Origin of the sequence: Spiroplasma sp. Moj, assembly GCF_016082285.1 — a bacterium.
Lineage (GTDB): Bacteria > Bacillota_I > Bacilli_A > Mycoplasmatales > Mycoplasmataceae > Spiroplasma > Spiroplasma phoeniceum.
Map to the genome: position 1 here is coordinate 1 of NZ_MQTY02000004.1, position 25,896 is coordinate 25,896.

General features: G+C 31.0%; 44 protein-coding genes. 41 read left to right on the forward strand and 3 right to left on the reverse strand.

The genetic code is table 4. The features are described from left to right. The first annotated feature begins 150 nt into the window (after positions 1–150). The gene (rplK, locus tag BST80_RS00360) at positions 151–642 is read left to right on the forward strand and encodes a 50S ribosomal protein L11 (protein WP_415745455.1); all 492 of its coding nucleotides are present in this window, start codon (positions 151–153) and stop codon (positions 640–642) included. Between the two features lie 2 nt (positions 643–644). Further along, a complete protein-coding gene (rplA, locus tag BST80_RS00365; protein ID WP_400249340.1) occupies positions 645–1,331 on the forward strand; it encodes a 50S ribosomal protein L1 in 687 nt (228 codons plus the stop codon). Here the strand turns inward: rplA and BST80_RS00370 are convergent. Together BST80_RS00370 and BST80_RS00375 are read right to left on the reverse strand one after the other, a co-directional pair. Further along, complete coding sequence (locus BST80_RS00370) at positions 1,309–1,569, reverse strand: hypothetical protein (protein ID WP_415745456.1); 261 nt, start codon at positions 1,567–1,569, stop codon at positions 1,309–1,311. The genes rplA and BST80_RS00370 overlap by 23 nt on opposite strands. Before the next feature lie 258 nt (positions 1,570–1,827). Next, positions 1,828–2,094 (reverse strand): hypothetical protein, encoded by a 267-nt coding sequence (locus BST80_RS00375; protein WP_415745457.1) that lies wholly within the window; start codon positions 2,092–2,094, stop codon positions 1,828–1,830. A 246-nt stretch (positions 2,095–2,340) separates the two neighbouring features. On the opposite strand from BST80_RS00375, the gene rpsJ reads away from it, so the two are divergent. The 30 genes from rpsJ to BST80_RS00525 all read left to right on the forward strand — a co-directional run bounded on the left by rpsJ (position 2,341) and on the right by BST80_RS00525 (position 18,185). After that, positions 2,341–2,649 (forward strand): 30S ribosomal protein S10, encoded by a 309-nt coding sequence (gene rpsJ / locus BST80_RS00380; RefSeq protein WP_338991997.1) that lies wholly within the window; start codon positions 2,341–2,343, stop codon positions 2,647–2,649. A gap of 64 nt (positions 2,650–2,713) precedes the next feature. Next, positions 2,714–3,490 (forward strand): 50S ribosomal protein L3, encoded by a 777-nt coding sequence (rplC, locus tag BST80_RS00385; protein WP_415745458.1) that lies wholly within the window; start codon positions 2,714–2,716, stop codon positions 3,488–3,490. A 22-nt stretch (positions 3,491–3,512) separates the two neighbouring features. Beyond that, positions 3,513–4,139, forward strand: coding sequence for a 50S ribosomal protein L4 (gene rplD, locus BST80_RS00390; protein ID WP_415745459.1), 627 nt, complete (start codon positions 3,513–3,515; stop codon positions 4,137–4,139). After that, positions 4,139–4,426 carry a 50S ribosomal protein L23 gene (gene rplW / locus BST80_RS00395; RefSeq protein WP_114564653.1) on the forward strand — a complete coding sequence of 96 codons (288 nt, stop codon included), beginning with the start codon at positions 4,139–4,141 and terminating at the stop codon, positions 4,424–4,426. Before rplD ends, rplW begins: the two co-directional genes overlap by 1 nt. A gap of 55 nt (positions 4,427–4,481) precedes the next feature. Beyond that, positions 4,482–5,318, forward strand: a complete 837-nt coding sequence (gene rplB, locus BST80_RS00400) for a 50S ribosomal protein L2 (RefSeq protein WP_415745460.1) — start codon at positions 4,482–4,484, stop codon at positions 5,316–5,318. A gap of 83 nt (positions 5,319–5,401) precedes the next feature. Beyond that, the gene (gene rpsS / locus BST80_RS00405) at positions 5,402–5,677 is read left to right on the forward strand and encodes a 30S ribosomal protein S19 (protein WP_415745461.1); all 276 of its coding nucleotides are present in this window, start codon (positions 5,402–5,404) and stop codon (positions 5,675–5,677) included. A gap of 27 nt (positions 5,678–5,704) precedes the next feature. Then, positions 5,705–6,043, forward strand: coding sequence for a 50S ribosomal protein L22 (rplV, locus tag BST80_RS00410; protein ID WP_415745462.1), 339 nt, complete (start codon positions 5,705–5,707; stop codon positions 6,041–6,043). Between the two features lie 19 nt (positions 6,044–6,062). Further along, a complete protein-coding gene (gene rpsC / locus BST80_RS00415; RefSeq protein ID WP_415745463.1) occupies positions 6,063–6,821 on the forward strand; it encodes a 30S ribosomal protein S3 in 759 nt (252 codons plus the stop codon). Further along, a complete protein-coding gene (gene rplP, locus BST80_RS00420) occupies positions 6,821–7,234 on the forward strand; it encodes a 50S ribosomal protein L16 (protein WP_415745464.1) in 414 nt (137 codons plus the stop codon). Before rpsC ends, rplP begins: the two co-directional genes overlap by 1 nt. Before the next feature lie 3 nt (positions 7,235–7,237). Beyond that, entirely contained in the window at positions 7,238–8,248 is a 1,011-nt protein-coding gene (gene rpmC / locus BST80_RS00425; protein ID WP_415745465.1) for a 50S ribosomal protein L29, read from the forward strand. Continuing rightward, positions 8,245–8,505 carry a 30S ribosomal protein S17 gene (gene rpsQ / locus BST80_RS00430; RefSeq protein WP_415745484.1) on the forward strand — a complete coding sequence of 87 codons (261 nt, stop codon included), beginning with the start codon at positions 8,245–8,247 and terminating at the stop codon, positions 8,503–8,505. The genes rpmC and rpsQ overlap by 4 nt, the downstream gene beginning before the upstream one ends. A 21-nt stretch (positions 8,506–8,526) precedes the next feature. Further along, positions 8,527–8,895, forward strand: a complete 369-nt coding sequence (gene rplN / locus BST80_RS00435) for a 50S ribosomal protein L14 (RefSeq protein ID WP_004028433.1) — start codon at positions 8,527–8,529, stop codon at positions 8,893–8,895. Between the two features lie 10 nt (positions 8,896–8,905). After that, complete coding sequence (gene rplX, locus BST80_RS00440; RefSeq protein ID WP_415745466.1) at positions 8,906–9,226, forward strand: 50S ribosomal protein L24; 321 nt, start codon at positions 8,906–8,908, stop codon at positions 9,224–9,226. A gap of 19 nt (positions 9,227–9,245) precedes the next feature. After that, the gene (rplE, locus tag BST80_RS00445; RefSeq protein ID WP_400248316.1) at positions 9,246–9,788 is read left to right on the forward strand and encodes a 50S ribosomal protein L5; all 543 of its coding nucleotides are present in this window, start codon (positions 9,246–9,248) and stop codon (positions 9,786–9,788) included. A 13-nt stretch (positions 9,789–9,801) separates the two neighbouring features. Then, a complete protein-coding gene (locus BST80_RS00450) occupies positions 9,802–9,987 on the forward strand; it encodes a type Z 30S ribosomal protein S14 (protein ID WP_004028437.1) in 186 nt (61 codons plus the stop codon). A 19-nt stretch (positions 9,988–10,006) separates the two neighbouring features. Beyond that, positions 10,007–10,396 carry a 30S ribosomal protein S8 gene (gene rpsH / locus BST80_RS00455; RefSeq protein ID WP_415745467.1) on the forward strand — a complete coding sequence of 130 codons (390 nt, stop codon included), beginning with the start codon at positions 10,007–10,009 and terminating at the stop codon, positions 10,394–10,396. Between the two features lie 24 nt (positions 10,397–10,420). Further along, on the forward strand, positions 10,421–10,960 hold the full coding sequence (rplF, locus tag BST80_RS00460) for a 50S ribosomal protein L6 (protein WP_415745468.1): 540 nt from the start codon (positions 10,421–10,423) through the stop codon (positions 10,958–10,960). A gap of 21 nt (positions 10,961–10,981) precedes the next feature. Beyond that, positions 10,982–11,347, forward strand: a complete 366-nt coding sequence (rplR, locus tag BST80_RS00465; protein ID WP_400248312.1) for a 50S ribosomal protein L18 — start codon at positions 10,982–10,984, stop codon at positions 11,345–11,347. Positions 11,348–11,365: 18 nt separating this feature from the next. Next, complete coding sequence (rpsE, locus tag BST80_RS00470) at positions 11,366–11,980, forward strand: 30S ribosomal protein S5 (RefSeq protein WP_415745469.1); 615 nt, start codon at positions 11,366–11,368, stop codon at positions 11,978–11,980. Positions 11,981–11,992: 12 nt separating this feature from the next. Then, complete coding sequence (gene rplO / locus BST80_RS00475; RefSeq protein WP_415745470.1) at positions 11,993–12,430, forward strand: 50S ribosomal protein L15; 438 nt, start codon at positions 11,993–11,995, stop codon at positions 12,428–12,430. A 26-nt stretch (positions 12,431–12,456) separates the two neighbouring features. Further along, complete coding sequence (gene secY, locus BST80_RS00480; RefSeq protein ID WP_415745485.1) at positions 12,457–13,857, forward strand: preprotein translocase subunit SecY; 1,401 nt, start codon at positions 12,457–12,459, stop codon at positions 13,855–13,857. An 18-nt stretch (positions 13,858–13,875) separates the two neighbouring features. Then, the gene (locus BST80_RS00485; RefSeq protein WP_415745471.1) at positions 13,876–14,514 is read left to right on the forward strand and encodes an adenylate kinase; all 639 of its coding nucleotides are present in this window, start codon (positions 13,876–13,878) and stop codon (positions 14,512–14,514) included. Positions 14,515–14,538: 24 nt separating this feature from the next. Then, the gene (infA, locus tag BST80_RS00490; RefSeq protein WP_004028446.1) at positions 14,539–14,757 is read left to right on the forward strand and encodes a translation initiation factor IF-1; all 219 of its coding nucleotides are present in this window, start codon (positions 14,539–14,541) and stop codon (positions 14,755–14,757) included. A 37-nt stretch (positions 14,758–14,794) separates the two neighbouring features. Next, a complete protein-coding gene (gene rpmJ / locus BST80_RS00495) occupies positions 14,795–14,908 on the forward strand; it encodes a 50S ribosomal protein L36 (RefSeq protein WP_004028447.1) in 114 nt (37 codons plus the stop codon). 17 nt (positions 14,909–14,925) lie between these two features. After that, complete coding sequence (gene rpsM / locus BST80_RS00500; protein WP_004028448.1) at positions 14,926–15,291, forward strand: 30S ribosomal protein S13; 366 nt, start codon at positions 14,926–14,928, stop codon at positions 15,289–15,291. Between the two features lie 18 nt (positions 15,292–15,309). After that, positions 15,310–15,699, forward strand: a complete 390-nt coding sequence (gene rpsK, locus BST80_RS00505; RefSeq protein WP_004028449.1) for a 30S ribosomal protein S11 — start codon at positions 15,310–15,312, stop codon at positions 15,697–15,699. Between the two features lie 15 nt (positions 15,700–15,714). Beyond that, positions 15,715–16,668: a DNA-directed RNA polymerase subunit alpha gene (locus BST80_RS00510; RefSeq protein ID WP_415745472.1), complete on the forward strand. Its 954-nt coding sequence runs from the start codon at positions 15,715–15,717 to the stop codon at positions 16,666–16,668. 15 nt (positions 16,669–16,683) lie between these two features. Continuing rightward, positions 16,684–17,043 carry a 50S ribosomal protein L17 gene (rplQ, locus tag BST80_RS00515; RefSeq protein ID WP_105298344.1) on the forward strand — a complete coding sequence of 120 codons (360 nt, stop codon included), beginning with the start codon at positions 16,684–16,686 and terminating at the stop codon, positions 17,041–17,043. A gap of 73 nt (positions 17,044–17,116) precedes the next feature. Further along, complete coding sequence (map, locus tag BST80_RS00520) at positions 17,117–17,860, forward strand: type I methionyl aminopeptidase (protein WP_415745473.1); 744 nt, start codon at positions 17,117–17,119, stop codon at positions 17,858–17,860. A 145-nt stretch (positions 17,861–18,005) separates the two neighbouring features. Continuing rightward, positions 18,006–18,185 (forward strand): hypothetical protein, encoded by a 180-nt coding sequence (locus BST80_RS00525; protein WP_415745474.1) that lies wholly within the window; start codon positions 18,006–18,008, stop codon positions 18,183–18,185. Positions 18,186–18,217: 32 nt separating this feature from the next. Here the strand turns inward: BST80_RS00525 and BST80_RS00530 are convergent, their stop codons facing one another. Beyond that, entirely contained in the window at positions 18,218–18,463 is a 246-nt protein-coding gene (locus BST80_RS00530; RefSeq protein ID WP_415745475.1) for a hypothetical protein, read from the reverse strand. 381 nt (positions 18,464–18,844) lie between these two features. On the opposite strand from BST80_RS00530, the gene BST80_RS00535 reads away from it, so the two are divergent. From BST80_RS00535 to BST80_RS00575, 9 genes are all read left to right on the forward strand, one after another. Next, positions 18,845–19,819: a glycosyltransferase family 2 protein gene (locus BST80_RS00535; protein ID WP_415745476.1), complete on the forward strand. Its 975-nt coding sequence runs from the start codon at positions 18,845–18,847 to the stop codon at positions 19,817–19,819. 3 nt (positions 19,820–19,822) lie between these two features. After that, complete coding sequence (locus BST80_RS00540; RefSeq protein ID WP_415745477.1) at positions 19,823–20,557, forward strand: RDD family protein; 735 nt, start codon at positions 19,823–19,825, stop codon at positions 20,555–20,557. 38 nt (positions 20,558–20,595) lie between these two features. Beyond that, a complete protein-coding gene (locus tag BST80_RS00545; RefSeq protein ID WP_415745478.1) occupies positions 20,596–22,791 on the forward strand; it encodes an ATP-dependent helicase in 2,196 nt (731 codons plus the stop codon). Between the two features lie 126 nt (positions 22,792–22,917). Then, positions 22,918–23,181, forward strand: a complete 264-nt coding sequence (locus tag BST80_RS00550; RefSeq protein WP_400248300.1) for an HPr family phosphocarrier protein — start codon at positions 22,918–22,920, stop codon at positions 23,179–23,181. Between the two features lie 136 nt (positions 23,182–23,317). Continuing rightward, positions 23,318–24,274 carry a tRNA (adenosine(37)-N6)-threonylcarbamoyltransferase complex transferase subunit TsaD gene (gene tsaD, locus BST80_RS00555; protein ID WP_415745479.1) on the forward strand — a complete coding sequence of 319 codons (957 nt, stop codon included), beginning with the start codon at positions 23,318–23,320 and terminating at the stop codon, positions 24,272–24,274. A gap of 5 nt (positions 24,275–24,279) precedes the next feature. Next, positions 24,280–24,909 (forward strand): MurR/RpiR family transcriptional regulator, encoded by a 630-nt coding sequence (locus BST80_RS00560; RefSeq protein WP_415745480.1) that lies wholly within the window; start codon positions 24,280–24,282, stop codon positions 24,907–24,909. Beyond that, positions 24,893–25,093 carry a hypothetical protein gene (locus BST80_RS00565; protein WP_415745481.1) on the forward strand — a complete coding sequence of 67 codons (201 nt, stop codon included), beginning with the start codon at positions 24,893–24,895 and terminating at the stop codon, positions 25,091–25,093. Before BST80_RS00560 ends, BST80_RS00565 begins: the two co-directional genes overlap by 17 nt. Beyond that, positions 25,081–25,413 (forward strand): hypothetical protein, encoded by a 333-nt coding sequence (locus BST80_RS00570; RefSeq protein WP_415745482.1) that lies wholly within the window; start codon positions 25,081–25,083, stop codon positions 25,411–25,413. Before BST80_RS00565 ends, BST80_RS00570 begins: the two co-directional genes overlap by 13 nt. A gap of 237 nt (positions 25,414–25,650) precedes the next feature. Next, complete coding sequence (locus BST80_RS00575) at positions 25,651–25,851, forward strand: hypothetical protein (protein ID WP_415745483.1); 201 nt, start codon at positions 25,651–25,653, stop codon at positions 25,849–25,851. Positions 25,852–25,896 lie beyond the last annotated feature (45 nt).

Sequence of the window (25,896 nt, forward strand, 5' to 3'; positions counted from 1 at the left end):
TCCATTCTAATTTAAAGACTAAATCAGTGGTCTAAAATGTATATGGTTTTCACAATTCTTGAATAAAATAAAGTTGTTTTTTATTTTTTTATTGTTATAATTAATTAGGCATTTATTCTATTATTTAGAATATGCTTAAATGTGGTAGTAATGGCAACATTACGTTTGGACCACAGCGAGAATTTAATTAAAAGGAGGAAATTGCTCGTGGCAAGAATTACAAGAATTGCAAAATTAGAATTTCAAGCAGGACAAGCAAAACCAGGGCCAGAATTAGCTTCATTAGGAATTAATATGCCTCAATTTTGTACACAGTTTAATGATGCAACAAAAGAACGAATGGGTGATGTTGTTCCAGTTGTTATTACTGCTTTTGATGATAAGACATTTAAATTTGAATTAAAAACAACACCAACAGCGATTTTATTAAAAAAAGCAGCAAAAATCCAAAAGGGATCAGCAAAGGCAAAAGATGAAAAGGTAGCAACAATTTCAGCTGATGAAGTTCGCAAAATTGCGGAATATAAACTTGTTGATTTAAACGCAAATGATGTTGAAGCAGCAATGCATATTATTGAAGGAACTGCTCGTAATATGGGGATTGTTGTTGAAGGTATGCCAAGTAAAAAGGAGAAAAACTAAGAATGGCAAAATTTGGTAAAAAATATAATAAAGTTGCTGAATTAGTTGATAAAAATAAGGTATACCCAATTGCAGAAGCAATTGAATTAGCAAAACAAACTGCAACAACAAAATTTGACTCAACCGTTGAAGTTGCCTTTAATTTAAACGTTGATCCACGTCATGCTGACCAACAAATTCGTGGAGCTGTTGTGTTACCAAAAGGAACAGGAAAAACACAACGAATCTTAGTTTTAACAAATAGCAAGGAAGCTGATGCTAAAGCAGCAGGTGCTGATTTTGTTGGTGGTAAAGATTTAATTGAAAAAATTCAAAAAGAAAACTGATTTGATTATGATGTTATTATCGCAACACCAGATATTATGGCAGAATTAGGAAAAATTGGAAAATTATTAGGGCCAAAAGGATTAATGCCAAACCCTAAAACAGGAACAGTTACTCCAGATGTTATTAAAGCAATTGGTGATGTTAAAAAAGGAAAAGTTGAATATCGTGTTGATAAAAATGGAAACATTCATTCAATTATTGGAAAAGCATCATTTAAAGTTGAAGATTTAAAAGCTAATTATGATGTAATTTATGAAACAATTCGTAAGGCAAAACCAGCGGCTGTTAAGGGAGCATATATTAAAAATATTGCTATCACAACAACAATGGGACCAGGAATTAAAGTTTTAATTGAATTATAAAAAAGGAAAAAAGATTAACAATTGTTAATCTTTTTCTTTTTTGTTTCTTTTTAGTTCTTAACGAAAATAATGCTAGATAACTAACTAAAGTTGAAACGCCATAAATTCCAATGCCTGAAAAGAGTACTAATAATGGTGCTAAAACTGGATGAAGATAGGGGTTTAAAATTTTGTAGCTATTTCATCACATTATTCTTCCATCTGTTGAAGCATAACCATGACATTCAACATATATCACTAGTCTGGTTCATGAAAATATAATAGACTTCTTGCATAACCTATTAAAATAATTGTAAATATTTTTAAAAAGATACTAATAGCAAATTATAATTTNNNATTANTATCTTTTTAAAAATATTTACAATTATTTTAATAGGTTATGCAAGAAGTCTATTTAATAACTTTAATTCGGTCAACGACAGTCATATTAACAGTCATATTATTAACATCAATATAATCAATATAATTAGGATCCTTTGTTCTATAAGCTTGGTTTTTAATTGCTTATTCTTTTTTTTTGAGCATTTAATAAAATTTTATACATTGGATTATTTTTATCAATGATTTTCTTTTTATCTAACTGTGGTTTTTTGTTTGTTTTGCGATAAATTTCATGGCTTCGTGATGTTTTACGTGCTAAAGTTTCAAGTTGAATTTTAACCACCGGTGCTTTATGTTCTTGAATTTTTTGATAACGCAAATCATAACCATTGTCCTTTGTTTTTTTTCATAGAATAATTTTATTTTCTATTTCTTTTGCCATTTTTCTCCTTACTTTTCAACATGTAATTATTCCAATTTTATTTATAAATTAGATGAAACAAAGAAGTAAAAAAGATAAAATATTTTATTTTTTTTCTTAAAAAAGACTTGCATTATTGCCTATTATCCAATAAAATGAATAAGTATGTATATTTTGTGGAAACATCTTTTGTGGTCTATTACTGATACACTGATAGGAGTTGTCAATGTTTACACAAAAAATATGAATAAATTAGGAGGAAAAGTAATGGCTCAAACTAAAATGAGAATTAAATTAAAAGGTTTTGATCACCGTGTGGTTGATCAATCAATTAAAAAAATCATTGAAGCAGCTCAAGCAGCAGGAGTAGAGGTAAAGGGACCAATCCCTTTACCAACTGATCGTAATATCATTACTATTTTAAGAGCAACTCATAAATACAAAGATTCAAGAGAACAATTTGAAATGAGAACACATAAAAGAATTATTGATATTATTAATCCTGATGGTCCAAAGGTAATTGACACTTTAAAAAGAGTGCAGTTACCAAGTGGTGTGGAAATTGAAATGAAATAAATAACCATTCTTAAATTTAATTTATAGACAAGATATACATGACGTATTTTCAAGGAGGAAAAAAATGAAAGGAATCTTAGGACGCAAAATTGGTATGACACAAATTTTTGCTACCGATGGTAGATTAATACCAGTTACAGTAGTTGAAGTAGAACCTAATGTTGTTTTACGAGTATTGACAAAAGAACAAAATGGTTATCAAGCGCTTCAATTAGCTGTCGAAGATAAAAGAATTAGTTTGGTTTCAAAACCAGACCAAGGACAATTCAAAAAAGCGAATACAACACCTAAGCGCTTCGTTAAAGAAATCAGAAATATGGATGGTTATAATCCTGGCGATATTATTAAAGCTGATATCTTTACTGCTGGGGAATTCGTTGATGTTACAGGAACTTCAAAAGGGAAAGGATTTACCGGTTCAATTAAAAGACATAACTATTCACGGGGACCAATGGGACATGGTTCAGGTTATCACCGTGGTGTTGGGTCGATGGGAACTATTGCCCCAAATCGGATTTTAAAATCTAAAAAAATGCCTGGACATATGGGAACCGAAAAAGTAACAATTCAAAATTTAGAAGTTATTGCAATTGATACTGAAAAAAATGCTTTATTGGTAAAAGGTTCAATTCCAGGTCCAAAAAAACAGTTTGTAGTTATTAAAGAAGCAATTAAAGGTTTAAAACCAAATACACCAACAGAATTAGTTAAAAGAACTGTTGAAACAAAAACACCAGAGCCCACAGTAAAAGAAGAAAAACCAGTTGAAAGAGTTGTTGATGCAGCAGTTGATACAACGCCAACAGCAGTCACTGATGCACCAGCATCAAAGACAGAATAGTTTTGTAGAAAGGAATTTTAAAATGAAATTACAAGTACTTGATGCGAAGGGAACAAGCGTTAAAGAAATTAGTGTAAATGATGCCATTTGAGGAATTGAGCCACATCAGCAAGCAATGTTTGATGCTGTTATTGCGCAACAATCCGCAATGCGTCAAGGCACACACAAAACTAAGACAAGAACTGAAGTATCTGGTGGGGGAAGAAAACCTTGAAGACAAAAAGGAACTGGTCGTGCTCGCCAAGGTTCAATTAGAGCACCACAATGAAAAGGAGGAGGGATTGTTTTTGGCCCAACTCCAGAGAAAAATTATTTAAAACATGTTAATAAAAAAGTTAGAAAATTAGCAATTAAATCTGCATTATCGTTGAAAGTTCAAGATAAAAATATTATGATAATTGATCAATTTGGAATTGACAAACCTTCAACAAAAGCAATGGTTGAAGTTTTAAATAATTTAAAAGTTAATGGTGAAAAACTATTAATTATTACCACAGAAGGTGATGAAGTTAATTTTAAATCATCACGTAATATTGAAAAGGTAAATATAATTACATCAGCTGGGATTAATATATATGATTTATTAAATGCAAACAAATTATTAGTAACAGAACAAGCAATAAAAGCAATTGAGGGGGTGTACGCATAATGCATATTACAAATGTCATAAAAAAACCAATTTTATCAGAAAAAACATATCGTAATATGGCGAATGGGGTTTATACTTTTGAAGTTGCGCGTACAGCAAATAAAGTTCAAATTAAAAAAGCTTTTGAAAAAATCTTTGAAGTAAAGGTTGAAAAAGTTAATGTTATTAATTATGACCCAAAAGAAAAGAAAATGGGAAAATTTGTTGGAGAGACAACATACACAAAACGTGCAATTATTAAATTAAAACCAGGTGAGAAATTAGATTTATTAGGAGAAGATAAATAATTCCAGGATACACTATCTGGAACTGTTTATTGGCGAAATAGGAGGATAAATAAAAATGCCAATTAAGAGTTTTAAACCAGTCACACCGAGTCGTCGTAATATGACGTCATTAGATTATTCCGTGTTGACAACTGATCGCCCGGAAAAATCATTAATTGAAACTCGGAAAAAACATGCTGGTCGTAATAACCAAGGAGTTATTACAACAAGACATAAAGGTGGCGGCCATAAAGTTAAATATCGTATTATTGACTTTAAACGTAATAAGGATAATATTATTGGAAAAATTGCAACAATTGAATATGATCCAAATCGTAATGCCTTTATTTGTTTAGTTAATTATGTTGATGGTGAAAAAAGATATATTTTAGCACCAAAAACCATCAAAGTTGGAATGCAAATTGTTAGTGGTGAGAAAACAGATATTAAAGTTGGAAACTGCATGAAAATAAAAAACATTCCAGAAGGGACTGTTCTACATAACTTAGAATTACGTCCAGGCAAAGGTGGACAATTAGCTCGTTCAGCTGGTTCATCAGTGCAATTATTAGGGAAAGATGAAGATGGTAAATATGTCACAATTCGATTAACATCAGGTGAAGTTCGTAAAGTTTTAGGAGAATGTCGAGCAACAGTTGGTGAAGTTGGAAACGAAGACTACGCCCTAGTAAATTGAGGAAAAGCAGGACGAAACCGCTGACGTGGAATTCGTCCAACTGTTCGTGGGTCAGTTATGAACCCAAATGATCACCCCCATGGTGGTGGGGAAGGTAAAGCTCCGGTTGGTCGAAAAGCACCAATGACACCATGAGGTAAAAAAGCATTAGGAGTGAAAACTCGTAACAAGAAAAAAGCTTCAACTAAATTAATCGTTAGAAGACGTACTAAATAATCTTGCTAATTAGGGTCAATCCGACAAATAATAGTTGAAAGTAAAAATCAAAATTAGAGAGATTATATATAGGAGGTAAAACAATGTCACGAAGTCTGAAAAAAATGCCATTTGTTGATAAACATTTACAAAAAAAAGTTGAAGCATTGAATACTGCGAATAAAAAAGAAGTTGTTAAAACTTGATCAAGAAGAAGCGTTATCTTCCCAGAATTTATTGGTCATACTTTTGCTGTCCACAATGGAAAAGAACATATTCCAGTTTATGTTACCGAAGATATGGTTGGTCATAAATTGGGAGAATTCTCACCAACAAGAAAATTTGGTGGACATGGCGATGATAAGAAGAAGAAAAAATAATTAAATTCAGAAAGTGAGTATTATAAAATGGATGTAAGAGCAAACTTAAGAAGTATTAGAATATCGCCACGAAAAGTAAGATTAGTTACCGATTTAATTCGGAATAAAAAAGTGGGAGACGCAATAGTTATTCTTAACAACACAAACAAAAAATCATCAGTTCCAGTTCAAAAATTAGTTAAATCAGCGGTAGCAAATGCCGTTAATAATAATGGATTGGATGCTGATCGCTTATTTATTAAAGAAATCTTCGTTAACGAAGGACCAACATTAAAACGTTTCCGTCCGCGTGCACATGGGCGAGCATATGAAATATTGAAGAGAACAAGTCACATCACAGTTACTGTTAGTGATAGACAACAATAAGAAAGGAAGATAACAAGAGATGGGTCAAAAAGTTAGTCCAACAGGATTACGCGTTGGAGTTATTAAAACGTGAGATTCAAGATGATACGCTGAAAAGCAAGAATATGTCAAATGATTACATCAAGATATCAAGATTAGAAAAGCTCTAATGAAAGAATTAAAAGGAGCAAGTGTTTCTAAAATTGAAATTGAACGAACAAAAAAAGAGATTGTTATCTTTATTAGAACTGCTCGTGTTGGTGTTGTCTTAGGACAAGAAGGAAAAAACATCGCAAAATTAGTAAAATTAGTACATGTTACAATCGGCGATTGTAAAATAGAAGTAAAAATTAATGTTGTTGAAATTAAAAACCCAGACACTGATGCACAATTAGTGGCGAATACCATTGCTGAACAGATTGTTAATCGTTCTTCATTTAGAAGTGTTCAAAAATTAGCAATTAAAAAAGCAATGAAAGCTGGAGCACAAGGAATTAAAACTTCCGTTTCAGGACGTTTAGGTGGTGTAGATATGGCACGAACAGAAGGATATACCGAAGGAACAGTACCATTAGCAACTTTACGTAGTGATATTGATTATGCTTTAGCCGAAGCTTTAACAACCTATGGCCAAATTGGAGTTAAAGTTTGAATTTGTAAGGGAGAAATCCTAAGCAAAGAATTAGTTTCTACAAGTGATGAAAAACCAAAGTTTGAAAAACGCGACTTTAATCGTTCAAACAATAATCGTCGTGATCAAGGACCAAAATTACACCCTGCTGCTAAGGAGGCAAAATAATGTTATTACCAAAAAGAACAAAATATCGTCGTCCGCATCGTATTAAATATGAAGGAAAAGCAAAAGGAAATACGAAAGTAGATTTTGGAGAATTTGGATTAAAATCACTAGATGGAGCGTGAATTACAAACCGCCAAATTGAAGCAGCGCGGATTGCAATGACACGTTATATGAAACGTTGAGGAAAAGTTTGAATTAGAATTTTTCCTCATATGGCAAAAACAAAAAAACCATTAGAAGTTCGAATGGGTTCAGGAAAAGGTTCACCTGAAGAATGAGTAGCAGTTGTTAAAACAGGAACGGTCATGTTTGAAGTAGCAGGTGTTTCTGAAGAAACTGCCCGTGAATCATTACGATTAGCAATGCATAAATTACCAGTAAGATGTAAGATTGTTAAAAAAGGAAAAGAGTAAGAGATGAATGATTTAACCAAAAAATCAGTTGAAGAATTGAAAAAACTGGAAGAAGAATCACGTGCTGAATTATTTGCGTTACGATTCCAATCAGCAATTGGGAATTTAAAAAAACCACATCGCATTGGGGAATTAAAAAAGCAAATTGCTTGCATTTTAACAATCTTATCTGCTCGTAAAAATGCTGGGGAAAACACCGCAATTAATGTTAAAGTTAATTTAAATGAAACATATGCGAAAATTGAAAAAGAATCACAAGCATTTGCAAAACAACGCAAGGCAAAAATTGAGCAAATGATGGCTGAGCAACAAGCTGCTGAAGGAGAAATGCCAAGTTTAATGGATTTACCATTAAATGACGCAATGGACTTAACAGAAGAAGCTGTTGTTTCAACAACAGGAGAAGCAAATGTTCTTGATGAACAAAAAACACCAGTTGCGGCAAAGAAACCAGCCGGTGGGAAAGAATCTCCTAAGAAAAAAGTTGTTGGGGAAGAAAAACCGACAACTGGAAAAGCAGCTACATCAGCTGTAAAAAAAGCCTCAGTGGCTAAAAAAGATGTTGTACAAGAAACTAAAACTGATAAAGATGCAACATTAAAAACTTTAATTAAAGAAAAAGCTGCGGCAAAGAAACCAGCAGCAAAAAGTAAAATAACACCAAGCGACAAAACAACAGTAACTGTTAAATCAGTTACTTCGTCTAAAGCAGACATTGAAGTACCAAAAGGAGCAAAAAAAGCAGAGCCAACTAAGACAACTAAAAAAACAACTGAACTTAATGCAAAAGAAAAATTAGCAGCAATTAAAAGTTCTGTTGCGATGGGTGGCACTGTAAAAGGGCGTGGTTCAGGAGTTAAAATTGATTTAGAATTAAAAACAAAAGACCCTAACGCAAAAGAATATACTTATGGTACAAATTGAAAAGAAAATCGTGATAAAATCTTAACCGCTGGTAAAACAACAAAAAAAACCGATGACAAAACAACTAAGAAAGAGACAGGGAAAAAATAATGAAAAGAAATAGTCGTAAAGTCTTACAAGGACGTGTTATTTCAGATAAAGCTGAAAAAACAATTACTGTTTTAGTTGAAACATATAAAAATCACCCCTTATATAAAAAACGTGTAAAGTATTCAAAAAAATATTTAGCACATGATGAACAAAATCAAGCCCACATTGGAGATAAAGTAAGCATTATGGAAACGCGTCCTTTATCAAAAACTAAACACTTTCGTCTAATTCAAGTTATTGAAAAAGCAATTGGTTAGTAAGAAGAGGATAATAAAAAAATGATCCAACAAGAATCAAGATTAAAAGTTGCTGATAACTCTGGGGCAAAAGAAGTGTTAGTAATTAAAAATTTGGGTGGTTCATGACGAAAGTTTACTAATATTGGGGATATCGTTGTATGTACAATTAAAAAAGCAACCCCTGGTGGAATTGTCAAAAAAGGACAAGTTGTTAAAGCGGTTATCGTGCGTACTAAACGTGGTTTAAAACGAAGTGATGGAACACAAATTCAATTTTCAGAAAATGCTGTAGTATTAATTAAAGATGATAAAAACCCACGTGGAACACGGATTTTTGGGCCAATCGCCCGGGAAGTTAAAGATGCTGGTTTTGTAAAAATTGCATCATTAGCACCAGAAGTATTATAGGAGACTATTTATGAATAAAGTTAAATTTAAAAAAGGTGACTTAGTGAAAGTTATAGCCGGAAAACATAAAGGAACAGAAGGTCCAATCATTCGTGTCTTACGTGAAAAAAGTCGTGTGGTAATTGAAGGAATTACAAATATTAAACATGTGAAACCTTCACAAGATAACACTGAAGGAGGAATTCAACAAGTTCCCGTTTCAGTTCATATTTCAAATGTTGCATTAATTGATCCAAAAAATAAAAAAGAAGTTACTAAAATTAGTTATCAAATTGCTGATAATGGTAAAAAAGTTCGCATTGCTCGTAAATCAAAAGCGCATTTAGCGTAGAAAGGAATAATGATTAATAATGAATGTTAATTTAGAAAAAAAATATAAGAATACAATTGTTAAAGAATTATTCAAAGAGCAAGGTTTTCAATCAATAATGCAAGTTCCTGTTGTTAAAAAAATTGTTGTTAACATGGGAGCTGGGGATGCAACACAAAATAGTAAAGTAATTGAAGATATTACAAATGAATTAGCATTAATAACTGGGTTACGACCAGTTGTTACCAAAGCTAAAGGTTCAATTGCTTCCTTTAAATTACGTGAAGGAATGCCAATTGGAACAAAAGTTACTTTACGTGGGAAAAAAATGTATCAGTTTTTAGATAAACTAATCAACATTGCTTTACCACGAGTAAGAGATTTCCGTGGGCTTAATAAAGATGCCTTTGATGGGCGTGGAAATTATACCTTAGGAATTAAAGAACAAATTATTTTCCCTGAAATTGACTATGATAAAGTTAAAAGAGTACGGGGAATGGATATTACAATTGTCACAAGTGCAACAAATGATGCTGATGCTCGAGCATTATTAAGCAAAATGGGAATGCCATTTAAAAAATAGGAGGAAAGAAGATATGGCCAAAAAATCATTAAAAGTTAAACAACAATGCCATCCAAAATTCAAGGTAAGAGGTTATACTCGATGTGGAAACTGTGGACGACCTCATGCTGTGTTACGTAAATTTGATTTATGTCGTTTATGCTTTAGAAATTTAGCAAGTAAAGGACAAATTCCTGGGGTTAGAAAAGCTTCATGATAGAAAGAGAGACTAATTAATTATGATGATTGATACAATCGCTGATATGTTAACAAGAATTCGCAATGCTAATCAACGTTTACACAAAAATGTAAAAATGCCGTCAAGTAAAATGAAAGTAAGAATTGCTGAGATTTTGAAAGAAGAAGGCTATGTCGAAGACTTTAAAGTATCAGGAGATATTAAAAAAGACTTAACGTTAACTTTAAAGTATAAAGGTAAAACAAAAGTTATTTCAGGATTAAAACGAATCTCAAAACCAGGTTTAAGAGTTTATGTAACCGTTGAAGAAGTACCTCAAGTTTTAAATGGGATGGGAATTGCAATTATTTCAACAAATCAAGGAATTATGACAGACAAAGCAGCAAAACAAGCTCACTTAGGTGGCGAAGTTATTGCTTATGTGTGATAGAAATATTTAAAGGAGAGCAAAACAATGTCTCGAATTGGTAATAGAGAGTTAAAAATTCCAGTTGGTGTTGAAGTAACAATTCAACCAAATAATGTTATTGTAAAAAGTGCAAAAAGACAATTAGAACAAGCAATTCCAAGTGTTATTACTGTTGCCGTCAAAGAAGGTGTTGTGACAACAACTAGAGCAAATGATGTGAAACATAGTAAGCAATTACATGGCACAATTAATTCTTTAATTCAAGGAATGTTAGAAGGTGTCAGCAAAGGTTTCAAAAAAGAATTAGAAATTAATGGAGTAGGGTATCGTGCAGCGTTAGCTGGTGATAAGTTAACGTTAAGTTTAGGATATTCTCATCCAATTGAATATAAAATTCCGCAAGGAATTACAATTACACTTCCAAAACCAACACAAATTATTGTAGAAGGAATTTCAAAACAATTAGTTGGGGAAGTAGCTGCAAACATCAGAAATTATCGTAAGTCAGAACCTTACAAAGGTAAAGGAGTTAAATACAAAAACGAACACATTATCCGTAAAGAAGGAAAATCTGCTGGTAAATAGCATAAGAAAGGAATATCAACAATGGCAAATTTACAAAGTCAAAGTCGTAGTGCAAAACGAAAAAGAAGACATTTTCGTGTTCGTGCCAAAATTAATGGTACAACAGCTGTTCCTCGTTTAAATGTGTTTAAATCAAATGGGCATTTTTATGCTCAATTAATTGATGATGTGAAGCAAAAAACAATTGTTGCAGCCTCAACATTAAAAATGGCTGGTTTAAAATCAACAAGCAATATTGCAGCGGCAGAAAAAGTTGGCACTGAAATTGCAAAAAAAGCACTTGATAAAAAAGTTACAACGGTAGTATTTGATCGCGGTGGATATTTATACCATGGCAAAGTAAAAGCATTTGCAGAGGCTGCTCGTAAAGCAGGACTGAAATTTTAAAAGGAGCAATAAGAAGATATGGCAGAGAATAAAACAGATTTAAAACCAAATACAGGAAACTCAGCTCAACCAGCAGCAAAAAAAGAAGGACCACAACATAATTTTCGGCAAGGCAATCAACGTTTTGAACGTAATAATGATCGTCGTGGTGATGAAAATATGTTTGAAGAAAAAGTCGTAACAATTCGTCGGGTTACTAAAGTAACAAAAGGAGGACGCCATTTCCGCTTTGCGGCAGTTGTTGTGATTGGTGATAAAAAAGGTCGCGTTGGTTTTGGGACTGGAAAAGCAAACGAAGTTCCTGATGCAATCAAAAAAGCAATTAAAGAGGCAAAAAAACAATTAGTAAAAGTGCCACTAGTGGGAACAACTGTTCCACATGAAGTTATTGGTCATTTTGGAGCAGGAAAAGTATTAATTAAACCAGCTCTCAAAGGGACAGGAATTATTGCTGGAGGACCAGCTCGAGCTGTGATTGAATTAGCAGGTTTAGCAGATGTTTATACAAAATCATTAGGATCAAATACCCCAATTAATATGATTTGTGCAACATTAGATGGTTTAAGTAATTTACGAACAATTGATCAAATTGCAAAATTACGTGGTAAAACCGTAGAAGAGTTACAAGGATAAGAGGACAGAACAATGAAATTAAACGGATTACAGTATACTTATGGAGCTCGTCATAGTAAGAAACGACTAGGACGAGGAACTTCATCAGGATTAGGAAAAACAGCTGGTAAAGGACATAAAGGGCAAAATGCCCGCACCGGTGGTGGTGTTCGCCCTGGATTTGAAGGGGGACAAACTCCTATCTTCCGTCGTTTACCAAAGGTTGGTTTTACTAATTTAACAACCAAAAAATATGTCTTATTAAACTTAAGTGATTTGGAAAAATTAGGATTGAATGAAATTAACCATCAAACATTAGTTGCCAAAAAAGTGCTAAAAAATGAAAAAGAATTAATTAAAATCTTAGGTAATGGTACAATATCTAAGAGTGTTAATGTTAAAGTTAACAAAGTTTCGCAAACTGCAAAAACAGCAATTGAAAAAGCTGGAGGAAAAGTGGAGGTAATATAGTGAAAACTAAAGCGAAAAAAAGAAAAATGACTCGCCATAATCGCGAGGTTGACATTGTTAAATCATCAAACTTTTTTGTTAAAAATAAAGATTTGATTAAACGAATTTGTTTTACTTTATTAATTTTAGTTTTAATTCGTTTAGGTAGTTATTTAACAGTCCCAGGCGTAAAAATTTCACCTGACTTTCAAGATTTATCAAACAATGATCAGTTCTTTAGTTTGATTTCAATGTTAGGAGGAGGAACTCTTGGAAAGTTTTCAATTTTAGCTTTAGGAGTATCACCATATATTACTGCTTCGATTATTGTACAGTTATTATCAACTGATGTAATTCCGCTTTTATCACGCTGAGCAAAAAGTGGAAAACGTGGGCGGAAAAAATTAGATCGCTTAACAAAGTGATTAACAATTCCATTTGCAATTATGCAAGGAATTGCCACAATTTTTACTATGGCAAACCAAGGCATTATTTCTCCAAAATGAGATTCATCTGATTTTGGAACAGGAAGTCCGATCTTTTATTATACATTAGTTCCAACCGCCTTAATTGCAGGAACAATGTTAATGCTTTGATTAGCAGATCAAATGACAATTAGAGGGATTGGTAATGGGGTCTCATTAATTATTTTTGCTGGAATTGTTGCGCAATTACCAAATAATTTACAAACAACTTTTAAATTCTGAATTTCAGGACAAGAAGACATTAACTTATTATTTGATGGAATTTTAAAATTCTTAGTGTATGTTGTAATGTTCTTATTAGTGGTTTTATTTGTTGTAATGTTAAATGAATCAGAACGGAAATTGCCAATTCAGCAAACTGGAAGTGGTTTGGTATCTGGAAATGAAGAAACCCGCCCCTTCTTACCATTAAAAATTAATTCCGCTGGAGTTATTCCCGTAATTTTTGCCTCGGCATTAATTTCAGCCCCAATTACTGTTGCACAGATTATTAGTGTAAGTAATCCAAATAATGGTTTTGTGCAATTTACCAATAATTATTTATCGTTTAGTACATGACCAGGAATTATTATTTATGCGATTTTAACAATTTTATTTACTTTCTTATATTCACAAGTGCAAATGAATCCTGAAAAAATTGCTGAGAATTTTCAAAAGGCCGGAACCTTTATTCCTGGTGTTCGCCCTGGGAAAGAAACTGAAAAATACATTAAGGGAACAATTAACCGTTTAAGTATTTTAGGGTCAGTCTTTTTGGCGGCAATTGCAATTTTACCTTATGTGATTAGTAAATTAACAGCTTTACCAAGTGCATTAGCAATTGGAGGAACAGGATTAATTATTATGGTATCAGTCGCATTAGAAACAATGCGTCAAGTTAAAGGACGAATTACGCAACAAGCGTTTATTGATAAAAAGTCGCAACAATTAACGGATGATACTAAAGATTCATATTTATGATAGAAAGCCAGAGGAAAGTTAATGCGAAATTTTATTTTGTTAGGAGCTCCTGGTAGTGGAAAAGGAACCCAATCAGATCATTTAGTTAAAAAGTTTGGTTTTACGCATATTTCAACCGGTAATATTATTCGTGATAATACTAAGCAAAACACACCATTAGGTATTTTGTGCCAACAGTATGCTGACCAGGGAAAATTAGTTCCTGATGATATTATGATTCAAATGGTTGAAAATCATTTACAAACAGTAACTGGTGATTTAATTTGAGATGGTTTTCCGCGCACAATTGCGCAAGCAAAAAAATTAGATCAATTATTGCAAAAACTAAATAGCAGGGTTGATCATACATTATATTTTGAAATTTATGAAGCAAAGTTAATCGAACGAATTACGGGACGTTTAACTTGTCCAACTTGTGGACGAACATATCATAAAACAGCAGTGCCCCCAAAAGTGGCATGAGTTTGTGATGATGATCAAACCCCATTAGTACAACGTAAAGATGATAATGAAGAAAAAATTAAAATTAGATTAGCGGCATATCATGCTGATACTGCACCGTTAATTGAATATTATTTAAATCAGCAAGTATTAACCGTTATTAATGCTGATATGGAAGGAAATGCTGTCTGAGATCAAATTATGGCAGTTTTAAAATAACGGAGATTGGAGGTAATAGATAAAATGGCCAAAACTGATTTATTAGAAGTACAAGGAACAATTTTAGAAGTATTACCAAATACAATGTTTAAGGTGCAATTAGAAAATGGTGCAACTATTTTAGCTCACGTTTCGGGTAAAATCCGGATGAATTACATTCGCATTTTACCCGGCGATACAGTAGTTGTTGAAATGTCACCTTATGACTTAGAACGTGGGCGTATTGTTTTTAGACATAAATAAACAAAATAAAAAAAATTTTGGTAAAGGAGAATACACGATGAAAGTAAGATCATCAGTTAAAAAAATCTGCGACAAATGTCGTGTAATTAGAAGAAAAGGGCGTGTGATGATAATTTGTTCACAGCCAAAACATAAACAACGACAAGGTTAAAAAGGGAGGAAAAGAATATGGCACGTATTGGCGGAGTAGATATTCCAAATGATAAGCGCGTAGTAATTGCGTTAACATATATTTATGGAATTGGAAAACCACAATCACAACAAATTTTAAAAGAAGCAAAAATATCAGAAGATATTCGTGTGAAAGATTTATCAGAAGATGAATTAACAACAATTAGAAATGAAATTGCCAAATTAAAAACCGAAGGAGACTTACGACGTGAAGTTGCCTTAAATATTAAACGTTTAATGGAAATTGGTAGTTATCGTGGAATGCGTCATCGTAAAAGTTTGCCAGCACGCGGACAGTCGTCAAAGCAAAATGCACGAACGGTTAAAGGACCACGTAAAACAGTTGCTAATAAGAAAAAATAGTAGATAAGGAGAACAATTATGGCTGTTAGAAAAAAAACGAATAAGAAAAAAGTTAAAAAAAATGTCCTAAAAGGAATTGCACATATTCATTCAACTTTCAATAATACAATTGTTACCCTTTCTGATGAAGCGGGTAATGTCATTTCATGAGCATCAGCAGGAGCAATGGGTTTTAAAGGAAGTAAGAAGTCAACCCCTTATGCTGCCCAAATGGTTGCTGAAGCAGCTGGAAAAGCAAGCCAAGAACACGGAATGAGTAGTGTTCAAGTTGAAGTAAAAGGGCCAGGCCCAGGGCGTGATGCTGCGGTACGGAGCATTCAAGCAATTGGATTAGAAATCACTTCAATTAAAGATGTAACGCCAATTCCTCACAATGGGGCACGTCCACCAAAAAGACCAAGAGGATAGGAGAAAGATTAGGCGATGAAACAATTTATTAGACCAGAATTTAAATTACAAGCAGAAGATAAAGCCAATAATTACGGAAAATTTTTAGTTGAACCGTTAGAACGAGGATTTGGTGTTACATTAGGAAATGCGATACGTCGAACATTACTATCAGCAACACCAGGAGCCGCTGTTTTTGCTGTTCGAATTAAAGGTGCCTCGCATGAATTTACTGCTATTCCCGGTGTTGTTGAACATGTTACAAAAATAATTTTAAATATTAAAAATTTAGTATTAAAAATTAATCAAAATATTATTCCAGATGGAAAATCAGTAATTTTAAAAGTAGTTTCTTCAAAAGAAAGAGAAATTTATGCAAGAGATTTAGTTGTCCCAACTGGAGTAGAAGTTATCAATGGTGATTTATTATTAGCAACAATTGCTAAAGGTGGAGAATTAGACTTGGAGCTACATGCTCGTAATTCACGTGGGTATAAATCATTTACAGATAATAAAAAAGAAAAAAAATATGCTGATTTAATTGTAATTGATTCAAATTATTGTCCAATTCAGCGTGTGGCATATAATGTTGAACCAACAAAGGTGGGGAAAAATGCTGATTTAGAAAAATTAGAATTAGAAATTCAAACTGATAGTTCAATTACGCCAGTTAACGCTGTTGCAATGGCAGCAAAAGTTATTACTGAGCATTTAGAATTCTTTGTTAACTTGAATGAAGCAATTAAAGCAACCCAAATTATTTCATCTGAAGCAGAAGCGGAAGAAGATGAATTAGATCGTAGCATTGATGAACTAGAGTTTACGCAACGTTCACAAAATTGCTTAAAAAGAGCAAAAATTGATACTTTACGTGATTTAGTTTCAAAATCAGAAGATGAAATTCAAGAAATTAGAAACTTAGGGAAAAAATCATTAACAGAAATTAAAGACAAAGTGACCCAATTAGGTTTACACTTTCGACGTGATTAAGAGAGGTGAAAAAGGATGTCATACCAACAAAAAAGAGGGAAAAATACTGCATGAAGAAATGGCTTAATGCGTAATTTAGCAACCGAATTAATTATTAATGAACGGTTGGAAGTAACAGAAACACGCGCCAAAGAATTACGCCGTCATGTTGATAAATTAGTGACACTAGGAAAACGACAAGATTTACATGCTCGTCGTCGTGCTGCTAGTTTTTTACGTGATATTGATGCAAATGAAAAGGAAACCGCATTACAAAAATTATTTAATGGCATTGCCAAAAAATATAAAACTCGTAATGGTGGTTATACACGCATTTTAAAATTAGATAATCGTAAAGGAGATAATGCTCCGATGGTGATTATTGAATTAGTCTAACCAAAAAAACTAACTGTTGTGTTGTTAGTTTTTTTCTTTTTATGATAAAATAAAATATGAAAGGAATTTAACTATGATTACAATTAAAACAGACCAAGAAATTGAATATATGCGCAAAGCTTGTTTAACATTAAAACAAATTCATCAAGAATTAAAAGCGATGATTAAACCAGGAGTAACAGGCGTTATGCTTAATCAACGCGTAGAAGAAATTATTCGAGCAAATAATTGCCAACCAAATTTTAAAGGTTTATATGGTTTTTCCGCAACTATTTGTGTTTCTTTAAATGAAGTTTTAGTGCATGGAATTCCAAATCATACGCCATTTGTGGAAGGTGACCTTGTTTCTGTTGATGCGGGTTGTTCATATGAAGGTTATAATAGTGATGGCGCTTTTACTGTAATTGTTGGAAAACCGCGCACAAGAGAACATGTGAAGTTATTAACTGTCACTGAAACAGCACTAGCAAAAGCAACCGCAATTTTAAAACCAGGAGTACGAATTGGTGATATTGGTGAAACAATTCAAACATATGTTGAAGGAGAAGGTTTTTTCTTACCAACTGAATTTACTGGTCATGGAATTGGGCGTGAATTACATGAAGAACCAATGATTCCTAATGTTGGAACAGCGGGGGTAGGAATGCGCTTACAAGCTGGAATGACAATTTGTATTGAACCAATGGTTCAAATTGGGACTAAAGCAATTAAAATGTTAGATGATAATTGAACACCAGTGTCAGCGTTACATTTATGTAGTGCCCATTTTGAAGATACAATTTTAATTACTCCGACTGGGTATGAAGTTTTAACTTAATTATTTTTAAAAATAATAATCGTACCGAATCCTTAATAAAGTATTTGACCCATTTTTTAATTTTCTTGTGAATGAATTGAAAAATTGGTAATTATTGTGTACCATAAATGAGTAGGGCTTTATGTTTAACATGAAGGGAGCTATTATGCGATTTAAACAAAGAAATTGAGTTTGAAAAATTAATATTTTTGGCAAACATATTAAAGCTGGAGCAGGAAAACGAAATCCGTTTGATTATGCCCGAGTTAAAAAAATGACCCGAGAATTAATTAGAAAACAACGATTAGAAGTAAAAGCAAATAAAAATAATAACTATCAATTTTAAAAAACCATACTAAGAAAGTATGGTTTTTTAAATTATTTATTAAGTTGATAACTATTTTTAGTTTTTTGATAAATCATTGTTTTGTAATCTTTATCAAGAAAGCCAATAAATGTAAAAACACCAACAAAATGATAACCAATACCTAATTCTTTTTCATTTAATTTTGCAAAAGTAATTAATTGGGCTTGACGTTCTAATTGTTTTTCGCCTAATTTTTGTTGTTTTGTCTGATCATTTGTGTCATTAAAATAATAAATATAATTTCAGTCATCGGACATATAATTTGCATATCCCTTTTAATTGCTAATGCTTTTTGGGTGAGAGAAACAATATTAGAAAATCAAACTTGTTGATAATGATTAATATTATAGCCACTTGTTAAAGTTGAAAGCTGATTTTCATCAGTAAATAAGGTGCTCAAGACATCAAAAATTGTTCGAAATATTATTTTATCATCAGTTGTAATTTATATTTTAAATATATTTTATAGGAATTTTAAAATAACTAGGTTATGCAAGAAGTCTAATGTTTCATTTGTCATTTGATGAACCCTTCTTTTTAAACTTGTAAATTATTTTACTTTTCTAATATAATAATTATACTAAAAAGAGATAAAATGTTATAATTATGGCAAGAATTGATTGAGAGAGGGGATTAGAATGTTTTTATCATTTCTTATTGTAGTACAAAATAATCAGACAAAATTAATGAAGACTTTACTATCAATTAAAAAACAAACAAGTGACGATTATGAAATTGTTTTAATTGATGATAGTGGATTCCAACCAAAATCACCACTCTTAGAATTTATGAATGAATGCTTTTATAATAATATTGGTAAACAAATTCAAGTAATTACAAATTTACGAAGTCAAGGCTTTTCATATGGTATTAATACTGCTATTTCAATTGCACAAGGAGATTTTTTTATGATTGTTGATGAAGGACAGACAATTCATAAAACAGCAGTTGCAGTTTTAAAAGAAAAAGTTGAAGCATATCAAGTTGAGCATAAAAAAGTTGATATGCTTGAATTTCGGTTACATTATGCGAATTCAAAAGAAAAAAGTGAAATTTGAAATAAATGTAATGTTCTACTGTCGCCTAAAACTAATAAAGAAGTGTTAGCATATGTTAATTGCTCGCTTTTTACAAAGATATTTCGTCGAAACCTTATTTTACAAAAAAATATTACATTACTTGATTATCGTCGTACTGATACTTTCTTTATTTATAACGCATTAGTTTATATTGGGGGATATGTTGCAATTAAAGATGTGCTAGTTGATTATGAATTAGGAATTGTCAATTATAGTGTTTTTGATTTAATTAAACAATGAATTTATATTTTTAATTTATATCGTGATTTAAATTTATATCGTGAATATCAAGAAGAATTAGAGTATGCTTTTATTCGCTTTTGCTTAGTAACATTTTTAGAAATTGTTAGTTTACAAAAGAATAAAAAATTATCAATTAAAGCTATCCATAGTGCCGAAAATAAATTAGAACGTCGTTATAAAAGTTTTATGAAAAATAAATATCTTAAAAATGTAAAAGAACCACAATTTAAAATGATTGTTGCTGATATTAAAGGTTTTATTAAACATTGAAAACTGGAAAATACAAAATAAATAATGCAAGAATTAGCAAACAATAAAAATTCAGCTACTACGATGATGTCAAAACCAGAAGAAGAATATCAGCTTCATCAATTAGCGCGTCCAGTTCGTGTGATTTTTGTTCGTTTCTTTGATATTATTTTAGCGAGTTTAATTCCCTTAGTATTAACTTTAACGATGAAGTATTGAGATCAAGCTCGAATAATTTGAGCGCCTATTTTAGTTATTGCTGTTACTTTTGTTCTTTTCTTTCTTTATTTTGTTCTTATTCCTTATTTTTGAGATGGTAAAACAATTGGAAAATTTTGTTTTCAAATTAAATTAGTTACGGGTGAGGCAAAATTAAAGTTAGCAGTTATTTTTACCCGTGAATTATTTATTACATTTTTACCTTGATTTGTTGTTTTATTGACAAATTTAAGTTTAAATTTAATTTTTGAAGTTAGTTTAAGTGATTTGTTTCGGACAACTAATAAAAATCCAATTGCTTTAATTATTATTCGAACTATCACAACAATTTATTTTTTATGATACCTTGGTTTAATTTTTGGTTTAGTATTAAATCCAAATCATCAAATTTTATTTGATCGTCATTTTCATTTATTTACTGTCAAGAAAAAACCAATTCCTAAAAAAGCACCAACAATACCAAAAAAATTAATAACAAGAAAAACAAAACATATTCATTTACAAGAAAACCAACCAGGAAATATTTCTGATGAAATTTTAAAAGAAATTGATGAATTATAGGGTAAAATTTAATTGTTTGTAAAGAAAGGCAGAATATCATGGTCAATGAATTTATTGAAAGTTTAAATCCAAATCAACGCGAAGCAGTTTTAACAATTACTGGACCAGTGCGAATTATTGCTGGAGCTGGAAGTGGTAAAACACGCGTTATTACTAATAAAATTGCATATTTAATTAAATATGCTAATTTGCAACCATGACGCATTTGTGCTGTTACATTTACTAATAAAGCTACTAATGAAATGAGAACCCGTATTGTTGAGATGATTGGAAATAGTGGCCAGCGTTGTATGATTGCAACTTATCATGCCCTATGTGTTCGTATTTTACGAGAAGATATTATTCATTTAAATTATGATCGTCATTTTAATATTATTGATATGGCAGACCAAGATAGTATCATTCGTAATATTTATAAAACATTACCTGTGAAATATGACGCACAAGAAGCAAAAATGGTGAAGAATTTTATTTCGAAATGAAAAAATGACTTTATTAGCCCTAATAGCGCAAAAGCATCAGCAAATGGTGATGAAATGCGATGAGCAGAAGTTTATGACACTTATGAAGAACGTTTACGAGAAATAAATAGCGTTGATTTTAATGATTTAATTTTATTAACATATAAGTTATTTAAAAATAATGGGGAAGTATTAAAAAAATGACAAAATCGTTTTGATTATTTTTTAGTTGATGAATTTCAAGATACCAATGAATTACAATTTGATATTATTAAATGATTAGTCGGTGATAATCACAATATTACTATTGTTGGGGACCCTGATCAAACAATTTATTCGTGACGGGGAGCAAAAATTAATTTAATTTTAAATTTTGATAAATATTTTCCGCATACACAAACAATTGTTTTAAATGAAAACTATCGGTCAACACAAAGCATTTTATCATTAGCTAATAATTTGATTATTCGTAATAAAAATCGGATTGAAAAAGATTTATTTACTATCAAAGCTTCAGGGCAATTACCAATTTTATATCATGGTGCTAATAGTAGTGATGAAAGTGATTTTGTAGTTCTTAAAATTAAAACTTTAATTAAAGAAGAAAATTATGATTATAATGATATTTTAATTTTATATCGTGCCAATTACTTATCACGTGATTTAGAAACGGCCCTTGCTGATTATGGTCTTTCATATCGTATTTTTGGGGCTTTTAAATTTTATGAACGAAAAGAAATTAAAGATGCACTTGCTTTTTTAAAAATAATTATGAATAATGATTCTTTAGCCATTGAACGGATTTTGTTGTTAACGCCAAAAATTGGTCCAAAAGCATTTGAACAAATTATGCAAATATTAAAAAAGCAACAAATAATGTTTACAACATTACTAGAGCAACATTTTGATTTATTGCCATTAAATCTTCAACATAGTTTAAATAAAGTGCGAGAAGCAATTGTGCTAGCATTAGCACAATTACCAACTGCTAAATCAGTTGAAAGTTTATTAGTTCTTCTCTTAGATAAAACAGGTTATTTGCAGCGTTTACGAGATAACTATGAAGAAGAACGAGAAGAAAATATTTTAGAATTAATTGCGTCAGTTGGTAAATTTGATCAGCAAAATAAGGAATTAGCAGGAACAGAATTATTAAGTGAATATTTACAATTAATTTCATTACAAACTGATAGTGATAGTGATAATTTAACTGATAATACTATTTCTTTAATGACAATTCATAATGCAAAGGGATTAGAAAAAAAGGTTGTTTTTATTGTTGGTTTAAATGAAGGAATCTTTCCAACGACACAAGCTATTAAGATGGGAACTGAACAATTAGAAGAAGAGCGTCGAGCCTTATACGTTGCCATTACAAGAGCAGAAGAATTGTTGTTTATTAGTTATGCTGATGGTTATTCATATATTACAGGTAATGAACGCTTTAAATCACGATTTATTAAAGAGTTAGATAACGATTTTTATGAAAAAGTTAATAGCGAAAGATTGTTTAGTAAGCCAAAGTCAATTACTATTTCTTATAATAATCAAAGTGAAAAACAATCACGAACTGTCTTTAATCTTAATAAAAACATTGAATCAGCTTTTAAAACTAATCCATGAAAAGTAAATGATACGGTTAGTCATGAATTATTTGGAATTGGAGTTGTTGTTAAAATTATTGCGCAAAATGTCCAAATTGTTTTTCCGCATCCTTATAATGTCAAGATTATTTCAGCAGATAGTCAAGCAATTAAAAAAGTGGAATCATAAAAGAAAATAACAATACCAAATAATTGAAATTTTTATTTAAAAACATAAAAAATTGTTAAGGGATAATATACTTATTTTTGTTTTTTTTGATATAATGAATTAGTATATTTTAAAGGAGGAAATTTAATGGCATCATTTAAAGCTGTTATCGCTGATCCTGTTGGGATGCATGCACGTCCAGCGGCATTAATTGTAGGAGAAGCAGGAAAATACCAGTCAGATATTACTATTTTCTCAGGAGGAAAAACTGCTAACTTAAAATCAATCATGACTATTATTGCATTGGGAATTCATCAAGGTGCAGAAGTAGAAATTGTTGCAAGTGGTTCTGATGAAGACGCTGCAATTGCAGGGATTGAAAAAGTAATGAAGGATAACAAGGTTATTTAGGGTAATTTTATTAAATATACAAAAATTAAAAAAATAATAGATTTATCTATTATTTTTTTGTATATTTTTTTACTTGTTTCTTTCTTAGTATTTTTTTAAGGAAAAATTATTATATAATAATGAGGAGGTAGATGAAATGGTAATTCTTGCAATTGAGACAAGCTGTGACGAAACTAGTATTGCTATTTTTAAGAATGGAAAAATTTTAGCAAATATTATTTCATCACAAATTAAGGAACATACAAAATACGGTGGAGTTGTGCCAGAACTTGCTTCGCGGTTACATTTAAAAAACTTTTCTTATGTTCTACTTGAAGCTTTGCAAAAAGCTAATATTCATATAACAGAATTACAATACATTGCATACACAGCAAAACCTGGTTTAATTGGAGCACTACATATTGGGAAAACAATAGCAGAAACATTGTCTAATTATTTAGAAATTCCAATTTTACCTTTAAACCATTTATATGGTCATATCTATGCTAGTGCAATCGATAATGATTTTTTATTTCCTCTTTTAGCAGTGCTAGTTAGTGGTGGCCATACTCAGTTAATATTAATGAAAAAAAATTTGAATTTTGAAATTTTAGGCTCAACATTGGATGATGCAATTGGTGAATGTTATGATAAGGTTGCTCGAATGCTGGACTTAGGGTATCCGGGCGGACCTGTTATTGATAAGCTTGCAGCTACAGGAACAACAACACAATATCACTTATCACTACCATTAAATGATCAAAGTTATAATTTCTCTTTTAGCGGATTAAAATCAGCTGTAGCTAATTTAATTGCAAAAGAACAACGTAATACTAAAATTAATTTGTCTAATTTTTGTGTGACATTTCAAAAAACATGTGTTGATATTATTATGCGAAAAACAAAATTAGCAATTCAAAATTTTCAGCCGCAAATGGTTACGTTAGTCGGTGGAGTTTCAGCTAATAGCGCATTACGAGCAGCAATTTTAAATTTAGCAACACCAAATTTAAAAATAGTTATTCCAAAATTAGAATATTGTACTGATAATGCTGCAATGATTGCTCGCTTAGCAGCACAAGAACTACTGGAAAATAACATAAAAGGAGATTAGATAAAATGGTATCATTTTTATCAAAATTAGAAACATTCGATTCAAAGAATTTTACTAAAAAAGAAAATGAAATTATTAAATATATTAAAGAAAATATGAAGGAAGTAACAACAATGAATATTGAAGTTTTAGCGCAACAAGTAAATACTGGTTATAGTGCAATATATGGTTTGTTACGAAAAATGCAGATTAATGGTTATCGAGATTTTTTAATTGCGATTGCTGCTGATATTGAAATTAAATCATTAGATTTTGAAAATATGGAGAGTCTAATGAAGAAAACATATTTTGATATTCTGAATCAAAATGATACGATGATTGATAATGAAAAGGTGAATCAAACAATTAATGCAATTAAAGGAGCATATCGAATTTTTGTAATTGGGATGGGTTCAACAAATGCATTGTCACAAACATTAGCGCTAGAATTATATCGTTTTTGTTTTAATGCTTTTAATCTAAATGAAAATGAAGAAGACTTAATGGTTCGTTCTCGGATTATGAATAAAAATGATTTAATTCTAGCTTATTCATTATTTGGTGATAATGAAGCAGTTAACAAAGCATTAACAATTGCAAAAAAAAGGAGTAACGATTGTAGTAATTTCTGGGAAAGATATGTCAAAAGCAGTTAAATTAGCAAATTGGTCGCATATTATTTCAACCCCAAATCAACGAGTAAATGATCATAAAATTTATGTTAATAAATTATTACCTTGAATGTATTTTACTGATGATTTAATTAATAAAGTCTGGTCATCAGATATTGTTGATAAAGATTTTGTAATGGCTCAACAAGATAATCGTTGAGATTATTAAAACAATGGATAATATTTCAATTCTCTCAAAATTATCAATGATTCAAGGAATTTGCACAAAAAAAAGAAATTAAAATTGCAAACTATATTTGTGAAAATATTCATAATATTCGAAACCTTAAAATTGAAGATTTATCAAAAGCGACTGGAATCGGTTATTCACCAATTTATTCTTTAATTAAAAAGTTAGGCTTTATTGGTTATCGTGATTTTATTATTGCAGTAGTTGCAGAACAAGAACGTTTAGAAACCAATAATTTGCATTTAGATGAAACAGAAAGTATTTTTTTATATTATCAAGATATGCTAGAGCGTAATTAGCAAACTTTTGATGATGTTAAGTTTTTAAACACAGTTATTTTATTAAAAAAAGCGAAAGGAATTTATTTAGCAGGTTTAGGAATTTCATCTTTAGCAGTAAAAGAACTAGCTACCCGTTTATTTAGTTTTGGCTTTACTTGTAGTTTGTTGGTAGAAAATGAAAATAATATTATTACTCGTGCCAGTTTAATCCAACTAGATGATTTATTAATCTGTGTAAGTTTATAAGGAAAAACAATGGCTGTAATAGCAGCAGCTAAGGAAGTCAAAAATAATGGGGTAAATGTAATTGGTGTTACATCAAAATATAATTCGGATTTATCAAAATATACTGATATTATGCATACTGTTGTTTCTTCAACTTTATATGAAAAAAATGAAATTTTTATTTCTTCTTTATTACCATTAATAGACTTCTTGCATAACCTATTAAAATAATTGTAAATATTTTTAAAAAGATACTAATAGCAAATTATAATTTTA